Origin of the sequence: Xanthomonas rydalmerensis (assembly GCF_033170385.1) — a bacterium.
GTDB classification, from domain to species: Bacteria; Pseudomonadota; Gammaproteobacteria; order Xanthomonadales; family Xanthomonadaceae; genus Xanthomonas_A; species Xanthomonas_A rydalmerensis.
Genome location: NZ_CP126170.1, coordinates 905,955 through 922,916 on the forward strand (window position 1 = coordinate 905,955; position 16,962 = coordinate 922,916).

The 16,962-nt window shown below is 69.4% G+C and carries 15 protein-coding genes; 12 read left to right on the forward strand and 3 right to left on the reverse strand.

All coding sequences use genetic code 11. The features are described 5' to 3' along the window. Positions 1–195: 195 nt before the first annotated feature. The 3 genes from QN245_RS03850 to QN245_RS03860 all read right to left on the reverse strand — a co-directional run bounded on the left by QN245_RS03850 (position 196) and on the right by QN245_RS03860 (position 3,524). Positions 196–1,560 (reverse strand): DUF2252 domain-containing protein, encoded by a 1,365-nt coding sequence (locus QN245_RS03850; RefSeq protein ID WP_184645968.1) that lies wholly within the window; start codon positions 1,558–1,560, stop codon positions 196–198. Positions 1,561–1,635: 75 nt separating this feature from the next. After that, a complete protein-coding gene (locus QN245_RS03855; protein WP_317844610.1) occupies positions 1,636–2,823 on the reverse strand; it encodes an acetyltransferase domain-containing protein in 1,188 nt (395 codons plus the stop codon). Positions 2,824–3,068: 245 nt separating this feature from the next. Then, positions 3,069–3,524 (reverse strand): nucleoside deaminase, encoded by a 456-nt coding sequence (locus QN245_RS03860; protein WP_317844611.1) that lies wholly within the window; start codon positions 3,522–3,524, stop codon positions 3,069–3,071. 110 nt (positions 3,525–3,634) lie between these two features. On the opposite strand from QN245_RS03860, the gene ubiE reads away from it, so the two are divergent. The 12 genes from ubiE to QN245_RS03920 all read left to right on the forward strand — a co-directional run bounded on the left by ubiE (position 3,635) and on the right by QN245_RS03920 (position 16,946). Next, positions 3,635–4,396: a bifunctional demethylmenaquinone methyltransferase/2-methoxy-6-polyprenyl-1,4-benzoquinol methylase UbiE gene (gene ubiE / locus QN245_RS03865; protein ID WP_317844612.1), complete on the forward strand. Its 762-nt coding sequence runs from the start codon at positions 3,635–3,637 to the stop codon at positions 4,394–4,396. 162 nt (positions 4,397–4,558) lie between these two features. Beyond that, positions 4,559–4,681 (forward strand): hypothetical protein, encoded by a 123-nt coding sequence (locus tag QN245_RS03870; protein WP_425612910.1) that lies wholly within the window; start codon positions 4,559–4,561, stop codon positions 4,679–4,681. Between the two features lie 176 nt (positions 4,682–4,857). Then, positions 4,858–6,798: a M1 family metallopeptidase gene (locus QN245_RS03875; protein WP_317844613.1), complete on the forward strand. Its 1,941-nt coding sequence runs from the start codon at positions 4,858–4,860 to the stop codon at positions 6,796–6,798. A gap of 423 nt (positions 6,799–7,221) precedes the next feature. Further along, entirely contained in the window at positions 7,222–7,572 is a 351-nt protein-coding gene (locus tag QN245_RS03880) for a cupin domain-containing protein (protein ID WP_317844614.1), read from the forward strand. 33 nt (positions 7,573–7,605) lie between these two features. Further along, positions 7,606–8,589 (forward strand): alpha/beta fold hydrolase, encoded by a 984-nt coding sequence (locus QN245_RS03885; protein ID WP_317844615.1) that lies wholly within the window; start codon positions 7,606–7,608, stop codon positions 8,587–8,589. After that, a complete protein-coding gene (locus QN245_RS03890; RefSeq protein ID WP_017910020.1) occupies positions 8,586–9,305 on the forward strand; it encodes a hypothetical protein in 720 nt (239 codons plus the stop codon). The genes QN245_RS03885 and QN245_RS03890 overlap by 4 nt, the downstream gene beginning before the upstream one ends. 5 nt (positions 9,306–9,310) lie before the next feature. Next, positions 9,311–9,949 carry an HAD family hydrolase gene (locus QN245_RS03895; protein ID WP_184646324.1) on the forward strand — a complete coding sequence of 213 codons (639 nt, stop codon included), beginning with the start codon at positions 9,311–9,313 and terminating at the stop codon, positions 9,947–9,949. Between the two features lie 406 nt (positions 9,950–10,355). Next, positions 10,356–12,368: a methanol/ethanol family PQQ-dependent dehydrogenase gene (locus QN245_RS03900; RefSeq protein ID WP_184447206.1), complete on the forward strand. Its 2,013-nt coding sequence runs from the start codon at positions 10,356–10,358 to the stop codon at positions 12,366–12,368. A gap of 38 nt (positions 12,369–12,406) precedes the next feature. Further along, positions 12,407–14,131 (forward strand): quinoprotein dehydrogenase-associated putative ABC transporter substrate-binding protein, encoded by a 1,725-nt coding sequence (locus QN245_RS03905; protein ID WP_317844616.1) that lies wholly within the window; start codon positions 12,407–12,409, stop codon positions 14,129–14,131. A 77-nt stretch (positions 14,132–14,208) separates the two neighbouring features. Continuing rightward, a complete protein-coding gene (locus QN245_RS03910) occupies positions 14,209–14,772 on the forward strand; it encodes a c-type cytochrome (RefSeq protein WP_317844617.1) in 564 nt (187 codons plus the stop codon). Further along, entirely contained in the window at positions 14,769–15,782 is a 1,014-nt protein-coding gene (locus QN245_RS03915; protein WP_184645954.1) for a beta-propeller fold lactonase family protein, read from the forward strand. Before QN245_RS03910 ends, QN245_RS03915 begins: the two co-directional genes overlap by 4 nt. Before the next feature lie 54 nt (positions 15,783–15,836). Beyond that, on the forward strand, positions 15,837–16,946 hold the full coding sequence (locus QN245_RS03920) for an S-(hydroxymethyl)glutathione dehydrogenase/class III alcohol dehydrogenase (protein WP_184447202.1): 1,110 nt from the start codon (positions 15,837–15,839) through the stop codon (positions 16,944–16,946). Positions 16,947–16,962 lie beyond the last annotated feature (16 nt).

The following is a 16,962-nucleotide window of genomic DNA, read 5'->3' on the forward strand; positions in this document are numbered from 1 at the left end:
TGCGCCTGCCGCTGTGCACCTGATCCCTACGTCGCGCCTACATCGCGCGCGTCGTAGGAGCGGCTTCAGCCGCGACCAAGCCTTCCCTGTAACGCCTCGTCGCGGCTGAAGCCGCTCCTACAAGACGCGGCTCCGCCGCGTAGGCCCGCCGCAAAACCGCGCAGCGCGTGCGTCACCTGCCCGCACCCGGCCAACTCAATACAGCGGCGTTCCCGCCTTGTACGCGGCCACGAACGACTGCCAGTCCAGTTGTACCTGCGCGGCGTAGTCGAACGCGAACTGGCGCAGTTCCGATTTCAGGCCGCTCTTGCTGGTGACCGCCTGATCGATCTGCTTGTCGATGCTGTAGGGCACCACGTTCGGGTCGTAGTCCTGGTCGGCCAGCGCGTGCGCCGAGGCCAGGGCCTGGCCCAGGTAGTTGGCGGCGGTGGCGAGCTTGCCGGCGCTGTCCAGCGCGGTCGGGTCCAGGTCCTGCTGGAATGGCGACTTCTCGTGCACATAGAACGGCGTGCCGTTGACGCTGGCGTAGCCGACCAGCACGTCGGCGTCGATGGTCTGCGCCTTGGCGGTGCGCGCGACCCGTGCGCCCTCGTTGTTGTCGTAGGTGGAGGCCGGCATCTGCGACGGCGCGGCCACCGCGACCACGCTGGCCGCTTCCTGCTTCCATTCCAGGATCACGTCGTCGCTGGTCGACGCGCTCGGGCCTTCGATCAGCACGTACAGGCGCAGGCGGCCGAGGCTGCCGGTGCCCGAGCCCAGCTTCTGGCGCACGTCCTTGATGCTGTAGTAGCTGGCCGCATAGCGCTTGGACGCGGCGATCGAGCCGATGTAGCCGTTCATCGCCGTGGCCACCGCCGAGGCGGTGCCGGCGTCCACCGCGACCAGGTTGTCCAGGTCCTGGAACTGGCGCTTGCCGCCGCTGACCACCGTGTACTTGGACAGCAGGCTGCTGCGGCTCTTGCCGTCGGCGCCGTCGATGATCTTGGCCACCGCGCCGCTGGTGTTGCGCTTGCTCAACTGGAAGCTTGCTTCGGCGTCGCTGCCGCGGAAATCGGCGATCTTGTCCAGGTAGGCGCCGACCATGGTGTCGATGGCGTCGCCGATGTCGCTGTCGGACAGGCCGTTGTCGCGTCCGGCCAGGACCATGCTCGCGGCCAGCCGGCGCAGGTCCCACACGTACTGGCCGAGGTGGCCTTCGTCGAAGTCGGCGACCTTGAACACCGCTTTGCCGCTGCTGTCGCGTGCCGCATCGAAGTTGCCGATGTGGGTGTCGCCGCCGAGCCAGGTGTAGCCGGTCTGCGGCGAGGTCCACAGCGAACCCGGCAGGGTCGTCATGTCCTGATAGAAAATGTGGTCGGTGCCGCGGTAGAAGGCGTAGGCGCTGGTGGCCATGGTCGCCATCTTGGTGTCCAGCTCGGCGCGCTGCGCGGCGTAGGGATGGTTGTAGTCGTGGATCTGCTGCACTACCCAGGCGTCGCGCTTGCTTGCCGCGGTCGCGCATCCGGCGCAGGCGGCAAGGGTCAGGCCGATCAGCAGCAACTGCGGCAGGCGGGTGGACATCGCAGGTCTCCAGGCGCGGACGAAGGAACCGGCAGTCGACCACGCCGGCATTGCACGCAGATGAACCATCGCAGCTTAGAAGTAGCGCAGCCAGGCCAGGTCGCGGCGCCGCGCCTTCAGCCGCGCGAATGCGGCGGTGGGCCAGTACAGGGCCAGGCCAAGCAAGGCGGCGATGGCCCACAGCGCGGCCACGCTGTCCACGCCGAACAGATCGCCCTGGTTGGTGCCCCACAGCGCCACCGCGGCCAGGTAGACGAGCTTCAGCACGTACAGGTGCAGCAGGTAGAAGAACATCGGCGCCGCGCCGATCGCCGCCAATGGCGCCAGGGCGCGAGCGACCGCGGGGTGTTCGTACAGCCGCAGCAACAGCAGGCCCACGCCCAGGGTCAGTAGCAGGAACTGCAGCGACGGCGGGTACTTGGTGACGTTGAAGAAGCTCATCGCGGTATGCGCGAGGTCGTCCTGCACCTGCCAGGGCGCATCGCCGTAGCCGTTGTGCCAGCGCAGCAGGTGGAACACGGCCAGCGCGCCCAGCCCCCAGGCCAGCAGGCGCTGCTGGCGTTGCGCCGGGTCGGTGGCGGTGCCGTACCAGGGGCCGGCGGCGTAGCCAAGCGCGATCACCCCGATCCACGGCAGCACCGGGTAGGAGGTGCGCAGGCGCAGCTCGCCCAGTTCCAGCCAGCGCCGGTCGTGCAGCACCGCCCAGACTGCCGCGAGCGGGCCGTCGCCCTGTACCTGCACATCGTCCAGCAGGTGGTGGCCGGCGACCAGCGCCGCGCCCAGCAGGGCCAGTGCCGGCCGCGGCAGCCACAGCAGCGCGGCCAGGGCGAGCATGCTCAGGCCGATCGCCCAGATCACCTGCAGGTACAGCGTCTGCGGCGGAAAGGCGCCGCTCCAGGCCAGGTTGACCAGGGTCAGCTCCAGCACGATCAGGAACAGGCCGCGCTTGAGCAGGAAGCCGGCGGCCGCCGCGCGTCCATCGGCCTGCCGGGACGCGTACAGCCAGGCCGACAGGCCGGTCAGGAACACGAACACCGGCGCGCACAGGTGGGCGAGGGTGCGCGCGACGAACAGCGCCGGCGCCGTGCCTTCCACCTCCATCGGGTCGCCGACCGGGTGGTGCAGGTAGAAGGTCTCGCGCACGTGGTCGAGCAGCATCAGCAGCATCACCGTGCCGCGCAGCAGGTCGATCGAGGCTAGCCGCGCGGCCGGCGTTGCGGAAACGGCGAGGGAAGTGGGCGAAGCGAGGGCAACAGACGGCATGCGGTGCGATCGGCGTTGATTTTGAAACAATATAACACTCGAGTGGCAGAGCCATTCCCGGCGCGACTGGCGTGGGGGCTCAGGCCATGGCAGCGCAGGGCTGCCGGCGCTGCGGCGGCATGCTTGAGTGGGGCAGGTTGATGCGCCTGGTGGGGGGCGGCGGTCGGCGTCGCCTGGTTTGCCTGCGGGCCTGACGGCGGCGGCGTGGTGCTCGGTGCGCCGCGCCGGCGCCCGCGGCGGGCCGCTCAGTCCTCGCCGATGTCCTCGTTCCACACGTCCGGGTGCGCGGCGATGAAGCCGCCGAGCAGGTCGATGCATTCCTGGCTGTGCAGGTCGATGACCTCCACGCCGCTCTCGCGCAGCCAGTCGATGCCGCCCTGGAAGGTCACCGATTCGCCCACTACCACCGTGCCGATGTTGAACTGCCGCACCAGGCCGCTGCAGTACCAGCACGGCGCCAGGGTGGTGACCATGATGGTGTCGCGGTAGCGGCGCTGGCGCCCGGCCTTGCGGAAGGCGTCGGTCTCGCCGTGCACCGACGGGTCGCCTTCCTGCACGCGGCGGTTGTGGCCGCAGCCGAGCAGGCGGCCGTCGCGGTGGTACAGGGCGGCGCCGATCGGGATGCCGCCCTCGGCCAGGCCCTGGCGGGCTTCGGCGATGGCGGTGTCGAGCAGGGCGCGGTAGTCGGGCGTGGTCAGCATGGGATGGCCGGGGTGAGGGATGACCGGCAGTCTGGCGCAGGCGGCGGGCGGCTGTCATCCCGGGCGGCGCTTCACCGGCACGGAGCGGCCGGCGGTGCGATAATCCCGGCATGAGCGAATCCCCCTACAAATCCGGCACCACCCATTTCGGCTTCCGCGACGTCGCCGCCAAGGACAAGCAGAAGCTGGTCGGCGAGGTCTTCACTTCGGTCGCCGGCAACTACGACATGATGAACGACCTGATGAGCATGGGCATCCATCGGGTCTGGAAGCGCTATTTCGTCGCCACCGCGCAGGTCAAGCCGGGCGACCGCGTGCTCGACCTGGCTGGCGGCACCGGCGACATCGCCGCGCTGCTGAAGGACCGGGTCGGCGCCGATGGCGAGATCGTGCTGGGCGACATCAACGCCGGCATGCTCTCGGTGGGCCGCGACCGCCTCACCAACCGCGGCCTGGTCGCGGGCCTGGACTACGTGCAGTGCAACGCCGAGGCGCTGCCGTTCCCGGACCAGAGCTTCGACCTGGTGACCATCGCCTTCGGCCTGCGCAACGTCACCGACAAGGACGCCGCGCTACGCGAGATGTACCGCGTGCTCAAGGTCGGCGGCCAGGCGCGGGTGCTCGAGTTCTCCGAAGTCACCGCCGACTGGTTCAAGCCGCTGTACGACTTCCATTCGTTCAAGGTGCTGCCGCGCCTGGGCCAACTGTTCGCCAAGGACGCCGACAGCTACCAGTACCTGGCCGAGAGCATCCGCAAGCATCCGCCGCAGGACGCGCTGAAGGCGATGATGGAAGAAGCCGGCTTCGCCCGCAGCCACTACAAGAATCTCACCGGCGGGATCGTGGCGATCCATTCGGGCTACAAGATCTGAGTGAAGCCGGGATTCGGGAATCGGGATTGGGGATTCGCAATAGCGGGCGATCGGTTGCTGACCGATCGCGGCGCTGGGTAGTCCTTGTGGGAGGGACTTCAGTCCCGACGCGCGGTCCGGCGATGCCGGCGCAAGCATTCGCCGCAGGACGCGAAGGCAAGGATGGAAGAAGCCGGCTTCGCCCGCAGCCACTACAGGAACCTTGCCGGCGGCATCGTGGCGATCCACTCGGCTACAAGATCTGAGTGGAGCCGGGATTCGGGAATCGGGATTGGGGATTCGTAAGCGCGCCGGCTGTTCGCTGCTGCGAATCCCCAATCCCCAATCCCCAATCCCCGCTTCGATTGGGGATTCGGGATTCGTCAACGTGCGCCGCACTGCCGTTGCGAATCCCCACTCCCGAATCCCCAATCCCGGCCTTCCGGTAAACTTCCGGTTTCCCCGAACCGGTGCTGTCTGCCATGCGTTCCCCGTTCCTGTTGTTGTCCCTGGCCGCGGTGATCGCGTCCGGGTGTTCCCGTGAAGCGTCCGCGCCCGATGCGGCCGCACCTGCCGCCAAGCCGGCGCCCGCCGCGGCCAAGCCGGCCGATCGCAGCCACGACGAGACCTCCTACGCCGAGCCGTCCAAGGTCGTGATCAAGGACCTGGCGCTGGATCTGAAGCTGGATTTCGACAGCAAGCAGATCGGTGGCACCGCCACCTACACGCTGGACTGGAAGGACAAGAGCGCCAAGCAACTGGTGCTGGATACCCGCGACCTGACCATCGAGAAGGTGCAGGCCGACGACGGCAAGGGCCAGGGCGCGCCGCTGCAGTACGCGCTGGCGCCGGCCGACAAGATCTACGGCAGCAAGCTGACCATCGAGGCGCCGACGCAGCCGCAGAAGATCAGCATCACCTACCACACCGCACCGACCGCCTCGGGCCTGCAGTGGCTGGAGCCGTCGATGACCGAGGGCAAGAAGCTGCCTTTCATGTTCAGTCAGTCGCAGGCGATCCACGCGCGTTCGTGGGTGCCGCTGCAGGACACCCCGAGCGTGCGCTTCACCTACAGCGCGCACGTAGTCTCGCGTCCGGACGTGATGGTGCTGATGAGCGCCGACAACGATCCCAAGGCGGTGCGCAACGGCGACTACCGCTTCAAGATGCCGCAGCCGATCCCGTCCTACCTGCTGGCCATCGCTGCCGGCGACCTGGTGTTCAAGCCGATCTCGGCGCGCTCGGGCGTGTGGGCCGAGCCGGCGATGGTCGACAAGGCGGCCAAGGAGTTCGAGGACACCGAGAAGATGATCGTGGCCGCCGAGACGCTGTACGGTCCGTACCGCTGGGGCCGCTACGACATGCTGGTGCTGCCGCCGTCGTTCCCGTTCGGCGGCATGGAGAATCCGCGCCTGACCTTCGCCACGCCGACGGTGATCGTCGGCGACAAGTCGCTGGTGTCGCTGATCGCGCACGAGCTGGCGCATAGCTGGTCCGGCAACCTGGTGACCAACGCCAGCTGGAAGGACATCTGGCTCAACGAGGGCTTCACCACCTACGTGCAGGCGCGCATCACCGAGGCGCTGTACGGCCCCGAAGCGGCGGAGATGGAGCGGGAGATCGACCAGACCGACCTGCTGGCCGAACTGAAGGGCATGAGCCCGGCCGACCAGGCGCTGGCGTTGCCGGCGCTGACCGAGCGCGATCCGGACGAGGCGTTGAGCCAGGTCGCCTACGTCAAGGGCGCGTGGTTCTTGCAGTTCCTGGAGCAGCGCTTCGGCCGCGACACCTTCGATCCGTTCCTGCGCGGCTGGTTCGACGACCACGCGTTCCAGAGCGCCAACACCGACCAGTTCGTCGCGTACCTGAAGACCCACCTGCTGGCCAAGAAGCCCGACGCGGTGACCGCGCAGGAACTGCATGCGTGGCTGGACGAGCCGGGCATCCCGGCGTTCGCGCAGAAGGCGCGCTCGCGCAACTTCGCCATGGTCGATACCGCGCGCATCGCCTGGACCGGCAGCGGCACCCTGCCGGGCAAGCAGGTCACCGATGCCTGGAGCACCCAGGAGTGGACGCGCTTCCTCAGCGGCCTGGGCGAGAAGCTGACGCCGGCGCAGCTCAAGCAGCTCGACGACGCCTACCACTTCACCGGCACCGCCAACGGCGAAATCGCCATGCGCTGGTATCCGCTGGCGATCCGCAGCGGCTACGTGGACGCGCGCCCGGCTGCCAGCGAGTTCATCGCCCGCGTCGGCCGCCGCAAGCTGATTCTGCCGATCTACGCCGAACTGGTGAAGACCCCGGACGGGTTGGCCTTCGCCGAGGAGGTGTTCGCCAAGGCCAAGCCGGGCTACCACCCGATCACCACGGTGTCGGTGCAGGAGATGCTGAACAAGGCCAAGGCCGGCAGCACCGCACACTGACGCGCGCCGCCACCTGGAAAGACCGCGCACACGGCGCCGGGAGCGATCCCGGCGCCGTGTGCGTATGTGCGGCCGGCCTGTTGCGGTGAGTGTGCTGTGCGGGGCGGAGGCGAATGCTTCGGCGGCGCTTGGTCGCGCGCGTTGCACGATGTCGCCCTGCGCGCCGTCGCATGCGCTGCCTGCATGAAGCGCGTGCCTGTCCCATCGTGCTTAACTTTTTCCACACGCGCCGTCGCGGGCGTGCACGACCCGCTGCCACGCATTCGCGATATCCTCGGCAGTCCCGATGGTCCTCGGTCCATGCGTGCATGACATCGTTCGCCACCGCCGCCCCGGTCGTCGCAGCAAGCGCCATCGCCCTGGCAGGACACTGCCATCGCCGATGCGAGCGGATCCGCTCGCGCCTGCGGAGGCAATGCCGAGATGACTGACGCTCACGCCCTGTCCGGCTCCTTGCTGGCCGAATTGCCCGATGCCCGCGGTGGCGAAATCTTCACCGAACTGCTGCGGCGCTCCGGCTGCCGCGTCGAGCGCATCGTCTCGCACGGGCAGACCACGCCGCAGGACGCGCCCTACCTGCAGGCGCACGACGAATGGGTGCTGCTGTTGCGCGGCAGCGCACGGGTGGCGCTGTGCGAGCGCGAGGTCGCGCTGGCGCCGGGCGACCATCTGTTCATCCCGGCCGATACGCCGCATTGGGTGACCTTCACCGATCCCGGGCAGCCGACCGTGTGGCTGGCGCTGCATCTCGGCGAAGCCGACGTGGTGGTGTGAGCGCATGACCGGTCCCGGCCTGCTGGTGTCGCCGTGCTGGTGCTGACCATGGCCTGGCTGCTGCTGCCCTTTGCCCTGCTGGTGGCGGCGGTGCTGATCGGCGTGCTGCTGGTGCTGCGCGATCCATTCCTGCTGGTGCGCCTGGAGAGCCTGCGCCAGCGCCGTGGCAGCGGACTGCAGCGGCGCCAGGCGCAGGTCGCCGGGCACACCTGGACCTACCTGGTGCGCGCGGCGACCGATCCCGCCGCGCCGACCCTGCTGCTGGTGCACGGCTTCACCGGCAGCAAGGAGAACTGGTTGCCGCTGGCGCGTGCGCTGGGCATGCGCTATCACCTGGTGATCCCGGATCTGCCCGGCTGGGCCGAGAGCCAGCGCATCGCCGGGCAGGACTACGGCTTCGTCGCGCAGGCCGAGCGCGTGGCGGCGTTCGCCACGCAGTGCGCGCGTCGTGCCGGCAGCGAATGCGTGCTGCTCGGACATTCGATGGGTGGCGGCATCGCCGCGCTGGCCGCGGCGCGCCATCCGGCGGTGTTCGACCGGGTCGGCCTGTTCAACGCCGCCGGCGTGCGCTTCGCCGACAACGCGTTCGGCCAGGCGGTGCTGGACGGGCACAATCCGTTCGCGGTGCACGATGCGGCGTCGTTGCAGCGCTATATCGACACCGTGTTCCTGCTCGAGCGCGCCAAGCCGCGCATCCCGCGCTGGGCGGTGCCGGCGGTGGTGGCCTGGCGCCGCCGCGAGGCCGCGTTCGAACAGCAGGTGCTGGCGCGCATCGGCCGCGGCGAGGAGGCGTTCCTGCCGTTCGAGGAAGCCGCGCACATCCGCCAGCCGGCGCTGCTGCTGAGTTGTGTGCAGGACGCGGTGATCGACGCCAGCGCGCTGGCGCTGTACGCGCAACGCCTGCCGCAGGCGATCCAGGTGCTGCTGGACGGCAGCGGCCACATGTCCATCGTCGAGAAGCCGGCCGAGGTCGCGCAGGCCATCGACACCCTGATCCAACGAGGAACCCCACGATGAAACGCATCCTGCTCGGCGCGCTGTGCGCCGTCGCCCTGGCCGCTTGCGGCGATCACGAGGCCGAACGCAAGGCGCAGGCCGCGGCCGAAGCGCAGGCCAAGGCGCAGGCCGCCGACGACCTGGCCAAGCAATACGATGCCGCGGTGAAGTCGGGCAATTGGGACCTGGCACGGATCCACGGCGCGGCGCTGCTGCAGCAGTATCCCGGGTCGGACGCGGCCGAGCGCATCCAGCCCGGCTACGCCGAGGTCAAGGCCAAGGGCGAGGCGGCGCGCGAGCTGCGCCGCATGCAGGCCGCCTGGCAGTACTCGCAGGTGCCGGCCGGCAAGGGCGTGCAGCGCTCGGCGATGCTGTACAGCCGCGACAAGGTCGACGTGGACGGCAGCGGGCCCAAGCCGGTGCAACTGGTGTTCCGCGACCACCCGGAATGGAAGCGCAGCGCTTACCTGGTGCTGCAGTCCGGCGATTTCCGCTGCGCCGGCGGCTGCAAGGTGGAACTGAAGGCCGACGACGCGCCGCCGCACGCGGCCGCGGCCTGGCGGCCCAAGACCGACGAGGCCATCGCCATGTTCATCAGCGACGACAAGGCGCTGTGGAAGCTGGCGCGCAAGACCACGGTGCTGCAGATCACCTTCCCGGTGAAGGCCGGCGGCACCCGCACCGCGGTGTTCGAGACCGGCGGCCTGGACGGTGCGCAGATGCCGGGCTGGGATTGAACGCGATGCATGCCGCCACGCCCCCGCCGGCCGAGGCGCTGTGCCAGGTGCGCCACTGGGTGTTCGACATGGACGGCACCCTGACCCGCGCCGTGCACGATTTCGCGCTGATCCGCCGCGAACTGCAGATCCCGCCGCAGGCCGACATCCTGCAGCACCTGGCGGCACTGCCGGACGCGCAGCGCACCAGCAAGCATGCCTGGCTGCTGGAGCACGAGCGCGTACTGGCCCAGGAGGCCACCGCGGCCAACGGCGCGCCGGCGCTGCTGCGCACCCTGCATGCGGCCGATTGCCGGCTGGCGGTGCTCACCCGCAATGCCCGCGAACTGGCGCAGCTGACCCTGGAAGAGATCGAGGTCGACGACCTGTTCGAGGAAGTGACCATCCTCGGCCGCGACGAGGCCCCGCCCAAGCCGCATCCGGGCGGCCTGCTGCAGCTGGCCGAACACTGGGGCGTGGCGCCGCAGGCGCTGGCGATGGTCGGCGACCACGCCTACGACTTGCAGTGCGGGCGCCACGCCGGTGCCACCACCGTGCTGCTGCACCCGGAGAACCCATGGCCGGCGCTGGCTGATCTGCATTTCGCCGATTGCGCCGCGCTGCTGGCGTGGTGGCAGGACCACGTCGGACCGCAGCCGCACTGATGCTGCACGCGGCGGCTGACGGCCGCCGCGTACTCACACCCAACCCGTACCGCATACCGGCGCATGCATGCCGAATGCACGCGCCTGTCGTGCGTCCCGCCGTGCGCCTGCACCTGTGCGGCAAGCGCACCGATGGCGCAGGGTGTGCCACCGGTGCGTGTGCCCACACTGCTCCAATCGCGATGCAATGGCGTGGCACAAAGTGTCACGTTCTCGGGACGCCTGCGACCGCGACGACGCGCGTCTCTGGGACGACAACCGACGTTGTGATCCGTACGTCAAGGGATGTTGCATCGCAGCGGTGCGATGGCATGGACGTTGCTCGTAGACACCCACGCTTCAGGTTCCGTGGCACACGCCGACCCAGGTGCAGCTGTCGCGGCTCTTCAACGAGGGGAGTAGAACGATGCACAGTCATTCACGTCGTACCCGGGCTTGTACGTTGCTCGCGCTGGCCACTGCGTTGGCGCTGGCGGGTTGCAAGAAGCAGGAAGAGGCCCCGGCACCAGCCGCACCGGCCGCCGCACAGCAACCGCCGGCCGCCGCGCCGGCCGCGGTCGCCGATACCGACAGCGAGTTCGCCACCAATGCCGCCAACCCCGACAACTGGGGTGGCATCGGTCGCGACTTCGGCCTGAACCGGCACAGCCCCTTGGCCGAGATCAATCGCGACAACGTCAAGAACCTGAAGATGTCGTGGGAGATGAAGACCGACGCCACCCGCGGTCACGAAGGCCAGCCGCTGGTGATCGGCAGCACCATGTACATGGTCAGCGCCTACCCGAACAACGTGTTCGCGATTGACCTGTCGCAGGAAGACAACGGCAAGGTGCTGTGGAAGTACACCCCGCAGCAGGACGAGCGCGCGGTGGCGGTGGCCTGCTGCGACACGGTCAACCGCGGCGCCTCCTATGCCGACGGCAAGCTGGTGTTCGGCAGCCTCAGCGGCGACGTGATCGCGCTCGATGCCAAGACCGGCAAGGAAGTGTGGAAGCAGAAGCTCGCCTATCCCGAGAAGGGCGAGACCATCACCATGGCCCCGATCATCGCCGACGGCAAGGTCGTGGCCGGCATCAGCGGCAACGAGTTCGGCGTGCGCGGCCGCGTCGCCGCGTATGCGCTGGCCGACGGCAAGCAGGCGTGGTCCTGCGAAGCCACCGGCACCGACAAGGACATCTGCCTCGGCCCGGACTTCAACAAGGCCAATCCGCAGCACGGCCAGCTCGGCGACCTCGGCCAGAAGACCTATCCGGACGAAGGCTGGAAGCGCGGCGGCGGTGCGGCGTGGGGCTGGTACAGCTACGACCCGAAACTCAAGCTGGTCTACTACGGCACCGGCAATCCCGGCCTGTGGAGCCCGTCGTACCGCTGCGGCAAGACCACGCAGAAGGAATGCGACAGCGGCGAGTACGACAACAAGTGGTCGATGACCCTGTTCGCCCGCAAGATCGATACCGGCGAAGCGGTGTGGGGTTACCAGAAGACTCCGTTCGACCAATGGGACTACGACGGCATCAACGAGCCGATCCTGGTGGACCTGACCATCGACGGCAAGCAGGTGCCCTCGGTGGTGCAGTTCGACCGCAACGGCTTCGCCTACGTGCTCGATCGCCGCGACGGCACGCTGCTGCGCGCCAACAAGTTCGTGCCGGCCAATTGGGCCGAGCGCATCGACATGAAGACCGGGCGCCCGGTCAAGGTCGCGGCGCATTCGCCGCTGGAACGCGGCCGCAAGGTCGAAGCGTTCCCGTCGGCGATGGGCGGCAAGGACCAGCAGCCGTGCTCGGTGGATCCGGCCAACTCGGCGGTGTTCTTCTGCGGCACCAACAACTGGCACATGGAGCTGGACCCGCAGGAGCGCGGCAACACCATGATGGGCCTGCCGTACGTGTTCGCCAACGTGATGATGAAGCCGAACGAGCCGGGCGCGCTGGGCATCGTCAAGGCGTTCGACGTGGTCGAAGGCAAGTCCAAGTGGGAGATCAAGGAGAAGTTCCCGGTGTGGAGCGGTACCCTGGTCACCGACGGCGGGCTGGTGTTCTACGGCACGCTCGACGGCTGGTTCCGCGCCGTGGACAAGGACACCGGCAAGAAGCTGTGGGAGACCAAGCTGCCCTCGGGCATCATCGGCAACCCGATCGCCTACAAGGCCAACGGCCACCAGTACGTGGCGGTGTTCTCGGGCATCGGCGGCTGGATCGGCCTGCCGGTCGCTGCCGGTCTGGATCCGGGCGATCCGTACGGCGCGCTGGGTGCCGCCGGCCTGGCCTTCAGCAATGGCTTCGACAAGATCCCGTTGGGCGGCATGGTGCACACCTTCCGCATCGACGGCGCCGGCAAGACCGTCACGCCTACCGCGACCGCCACGGCGGCTGCCGGCGGCGGTAGCGCGGCAGTCGCCGCCAAGACGGTGCGATGAGCCGGCGGCGCCGCGTCCAGGGTACGAGCGGGTGCCGCATGGCGCCCGGCTCGTGGCGCCTGCCTGCGGGCGCGCGCGCCGTGTTGCTGTTGTGCAGCCTCGGACTCGTCGCCGCAGGTTGCACGCGCGAGCCGTCGTCCGCGACGGCTCGCGCTCCTGCTGCCCCAGCCGCCACTGCTGCCCCAGCCGCCACTGCGGCGCCGGCCTCCGCCGCGCCTGCCGCCACGCTGCCGGCCAATGCACCGGTGCTGCGGGTTTGCGCCGATCCCGGCAACATGCCGTTGTCCGATCGCGCAGGCGAGGGGTTCCAGAACAAGATCGCGCAGGTGGTGGCCGCGGAGATGGGCCGGCGCCTGGAGTACGAATGGCGCAGCTATTACCAGCGCGGCCTGGCGCGCAGCACGATCAACGCCGGGCGTTGCGACGTGCTGATGGACATGAACAGCGATTTCGAGATGGGCCTGCCCACGCGCCCGCTGTATCGCTCCACCTATGTGCTGGTCACCCGCAAGGGCCTGGCACTGCGCCCGGCCTCGCTGGACGATCCGGCGTTGAAGAAACTCAAGGTCGGCGTGTTCCAGAGTTCGCCGGCGCGGCAGGCGCTGTTCGACCATGGCGTGCAGGGCGAGGTGCAGTACCTGTTCTACGACTCGGCCAGCGCGCCGCAGGAGCATCCCGGCAAGCTCGCCGAGCAGGTCGCCGCCGGCAAGCTCGATGCCGCCGAATCCTGGGGCCCCGTGGCCGGCTACTACGCCGCGCGCGGCGGCCTCGGCGTGGTGCCGTTGAACGTCATCGACAACGAGGTGCTGGAGTATTCGATGGCGTGGGCGGTGTCGCGCAAGAACGCGGCACTGCGCGATGCGCTGAATGAGGCGATGCAGCGCAGCGCCGGCAAGATCGACGCGATCCTGCGCGACTACCACGTGCCGCTGGTGGCCTGCGCCGATTGCATCGTCGCCGGCGACCTGCGCTCGCACGGCCCCTATGCGGCGCCCGCCGACCAGGACGACACGCCGAGCGCGCAGGCCTCGTCGGACATGCTGGCGCAACTGCAGTTGCGCATCGCCGGCGGTGCCGATCCCAACGAGGAACTGGCGCACGCGCTGGATGCCGGCGACGGCGTGCGCGTGGCCTGGCTGCTGCGCCATGGCGCCAGCGCCGACAAACCCAACCTGCTCGGCGAGCCGCCGCTGCAGCAGGCGATCCGCAACCAGGCGCCACTGCTGGTCGGCGAGCTGCTGGCGGCCGGTGCCAAGGTCGAAAGCCACGACAGCAGTGGCTGGACGCCGCTGATGAAGGCGGCCTGGTCCAACGACGGCAAGAGCGCCGCGCAGTTGCTGGCGCATGGCGCCAAGGTCGATGCGGTGTCCACCGATGGCTGGACGCCGCTGGACCTGGCGATCTCCTACGCCGATGCCGACCTGGTGCAGGCATTGCTCGACGCTGGCGCCAGCGTGCGTCGCGCCAACCCGGCCGGCTTCACTCCGGTGATGTTCGCGGTGGCGCGCAACGATCCGAAGATCCTCGACCTGCTGCTCAAGCGCGGCGCCGACGCCGACCGTGCGAACCGCGCCGGCGTCACGCCGTTGATGCTGGCCGCCGCGGCCGGGCGCGAGGACAGCGCCCGGCGCCTGCTCGCCGCCGGCGCCAGCGCCGATACGCGCGATGCCGATGGCAAGACCCCGGCGGCGCTGGCCCAGCAGCGCGGCAATGCCGAACTCGCCCACCTGCTGACGGAGGCCCAGCACAGACGCACGCAATGACCGCTTCCTGTCGTCCCGCACATGCCGCTCGCGCGGCCTGCTCTTCCCATCGTGCATTCCGCAAAGGTGTTGTCCCCATGCGTCCTGCTTCCATCCGTCGTCGCGCCGTCTCCGCGCTGCTGCCCCTGTCCCTGTTCGCCTCGCTCCTGCTGCTGGCCGCCTGCGGCAAGCAGGAAACGCCACCCGCGCCGGCGGCCACGCCTGCACCGGCCGCGCCTGCCGCGGCCTCCGCACCGGCGGCAGCCGCGCCCGCGCCCGCCGCCGCCGCACCGGCACCCGCTGCGGCGGTGACGCCGATTCCGAAGGGGCCGCCGGTCAAGGTCACCCCGGAGCTGGTCGCCGAAGGCAAGGCGATCTTCAACTCCGCCGGCTGCACCGCCTGCCACGGCGGCACCGGTGGTGGTGGCATGTGCCCGCCGCTGACCAACGATATCTGGGTGTATGGCAACGATGACGACACCTTGCGCGCGCTGATCACCGAAGGCACCGCCGGCATGACCGCGCACGGCAAGACCCGGATCGGCCACGAGAAGGTGGTCGGGCAGATGCCGCCGTTCGGGCCGGTGCTCAAGCCGGGCGATACCGAGAAGCTGCTGGCCTTCATCCATTCCATCAACAAGACGGCAGGCGCCACGCAATGAGGAACGCGTGGCGTCTGTCCGCCGTCGTCGCGCTGTCGCTGTTCGCCGCGGCCTGCCAGCGCACGTCGGCACCGGCCGCAGGCAACGATGCCGCGGCGCCCGCGCCTGCGACCAGCGCCGCGGCCCTGGCCTACGTGCCGAACCAGCGCAGCGGCACCATCTCGGTGATTGACACCGGCAGCGATCGCGTGGTGCGCACGCTGTCGGCGCAGGGCCAGCTCGGCAAGCGTCTGCAGCAGGTGGTGCCGGGACCGGCCGGGCATCTGTACGTCATCGACGCGCAGGGTCATCGCCTGCTGGAACTGGATACCGTGCAGGACCGCGTGCTGCGCAGCGTCGACATCGGCGAGAACGCCGAAGGCGTCGCCGTGGCGCCGGATGGCCGCCAGCTGGCGGTGTGCGTGGAAGGGCAGAACCAGGTGATGCTGATCGATCCGGCCAGTTTCGCGATCGGCGCGCACATCGCCACCCGCGGCCAGGCCCCGGAACATTGCGTCTACACCCCGGACGGCGCGCTGTTGCTGACCAGCAACGAAGGCTCCAACGACCTGGACGTGATCGACGTGAAGGCCGGTACCTCCACCGGCGTCATCGCCACCAGCGGGCATCCGCGCGGCATGGCGTTCGCGCCCGACGGCAAGACGGCCTATGTGGCGCAGGAAGCGGCCAACGTGGTCGACGTGATCGACCTGGCCGCACGCAAGCGCGTGGCCAGCATCCAGGCGGGGCAGCGTACCGCCGGCATCGCCATCGCCCGCGACGGCAGCCGCGTGTACGCGTCCAACGGTGCCGGCACGGTCAGCGTGATCGACCCGGCCGCGCGCCGTGCGTTGGCGCAGATCCCGGTCGGGCAGCGCCCGTGGAATCCGGCGCTGAGTGCGGACGGCAAGAAGCTGTACGTGGCCAACGGCCGTTCCAACAGCGTCAGCGTGATCGACACGGCGGCGATGAAGGAGATCAAGCAGATCGCGGTGGGCGAGATGCCATGGGGTGTGGTCGTGGCGCAATGACGTGAGGCGAGCGGCGCCAGCGGGCGCCGCGACGGGGAGGCGGGGAGAGCCGGAATGAAGACGCGAGCCGCGGTCGCCTGGGCGGCGAACCAGCCGCTGGCCATCGAGGAGGTGGATCTGCAGCCGCCCAAGGCCGGCGAGGTGCTGGTGCGCATGGTCGCCAGCGGCATCTGCCACAGCGACGAGATCGCCTTGTCCGGCGTCGATGCCGAGGCGGCGTTCCCGGTGATCCTGGGCCAGGAAGGCGCCGGCGTGGTCGAGGAGATCGGTATCGGCGTCAGCAGCGTGCGTCCGGGCGATCACGTGATCCCGCTGTACATGCCCGAATGCGGCGTGTGCAAGTACTGCCGTTCCAACCGCACCAACCTGTGCCAGGCGATCCGCAGCAGCCAGGAGCGCGGGCTGATGCCCGACGGCAGCAGCCGCTTCTCGCTGCACGGGCGCCCGCTGCTGCACTACATGGGCACCAGCACCTTTGCCGAATACACCGTGCTGCCGGAGATCGCGGTGGCCAGGATCCATCCGGCCGCGCCGCTGGACAAGGTCTGCCTGCTCGGCTGCACGGTCACCACCGGCATCGGCGCGGTGCTCAACACCGCGCGGGTGCGTCCGGGCGAGAGCGTGGCGGTATTCGGGCTCGGCGGCATCGGCCTGTCGGTGGTGCAGGGCGCGGTGATGGCGCGCGCCGAACGCATCATCGTGGTCGACATCAACCGCGACAAGTTCCCGCTGGCGCGCGCGCTGGGCGCCACCGACTGCCTGGACCCGAAGGATTTCGGCGCACCGGTGCAGCAGGTCATCGTCGACCTCACCGACGGCGGCGCGGACCACAGTTTCGCCTGCGTGGGCGATGTGCGCGCGATGCGCGCGGCGCTGGAGTGCTGCCACAAGGGCTGGGGCGAAAGCATCATCCTCGGCGTGGCGCCGAGCGCGCAGGAGATCAGCACCCGGCCGCTGCAACTGGTCACCGGCCGCGCCTGGCGCGGCAGCGCGTTCGGCGGGGTCAAGGGCCGCAGCGAATTGCCCGCGTACGCCGAGCGCTACCTGGCCGGCGAGATCCGCATCGACGAACTGATCAGCGAAACCCTGCCGCTGGACCACATCAATCGCGGCTTCGAGACCATGCGCGCCGGCCGTGGCATCAAATCGATCGTTCTTTACTGACACGCAAGGAGTTGGC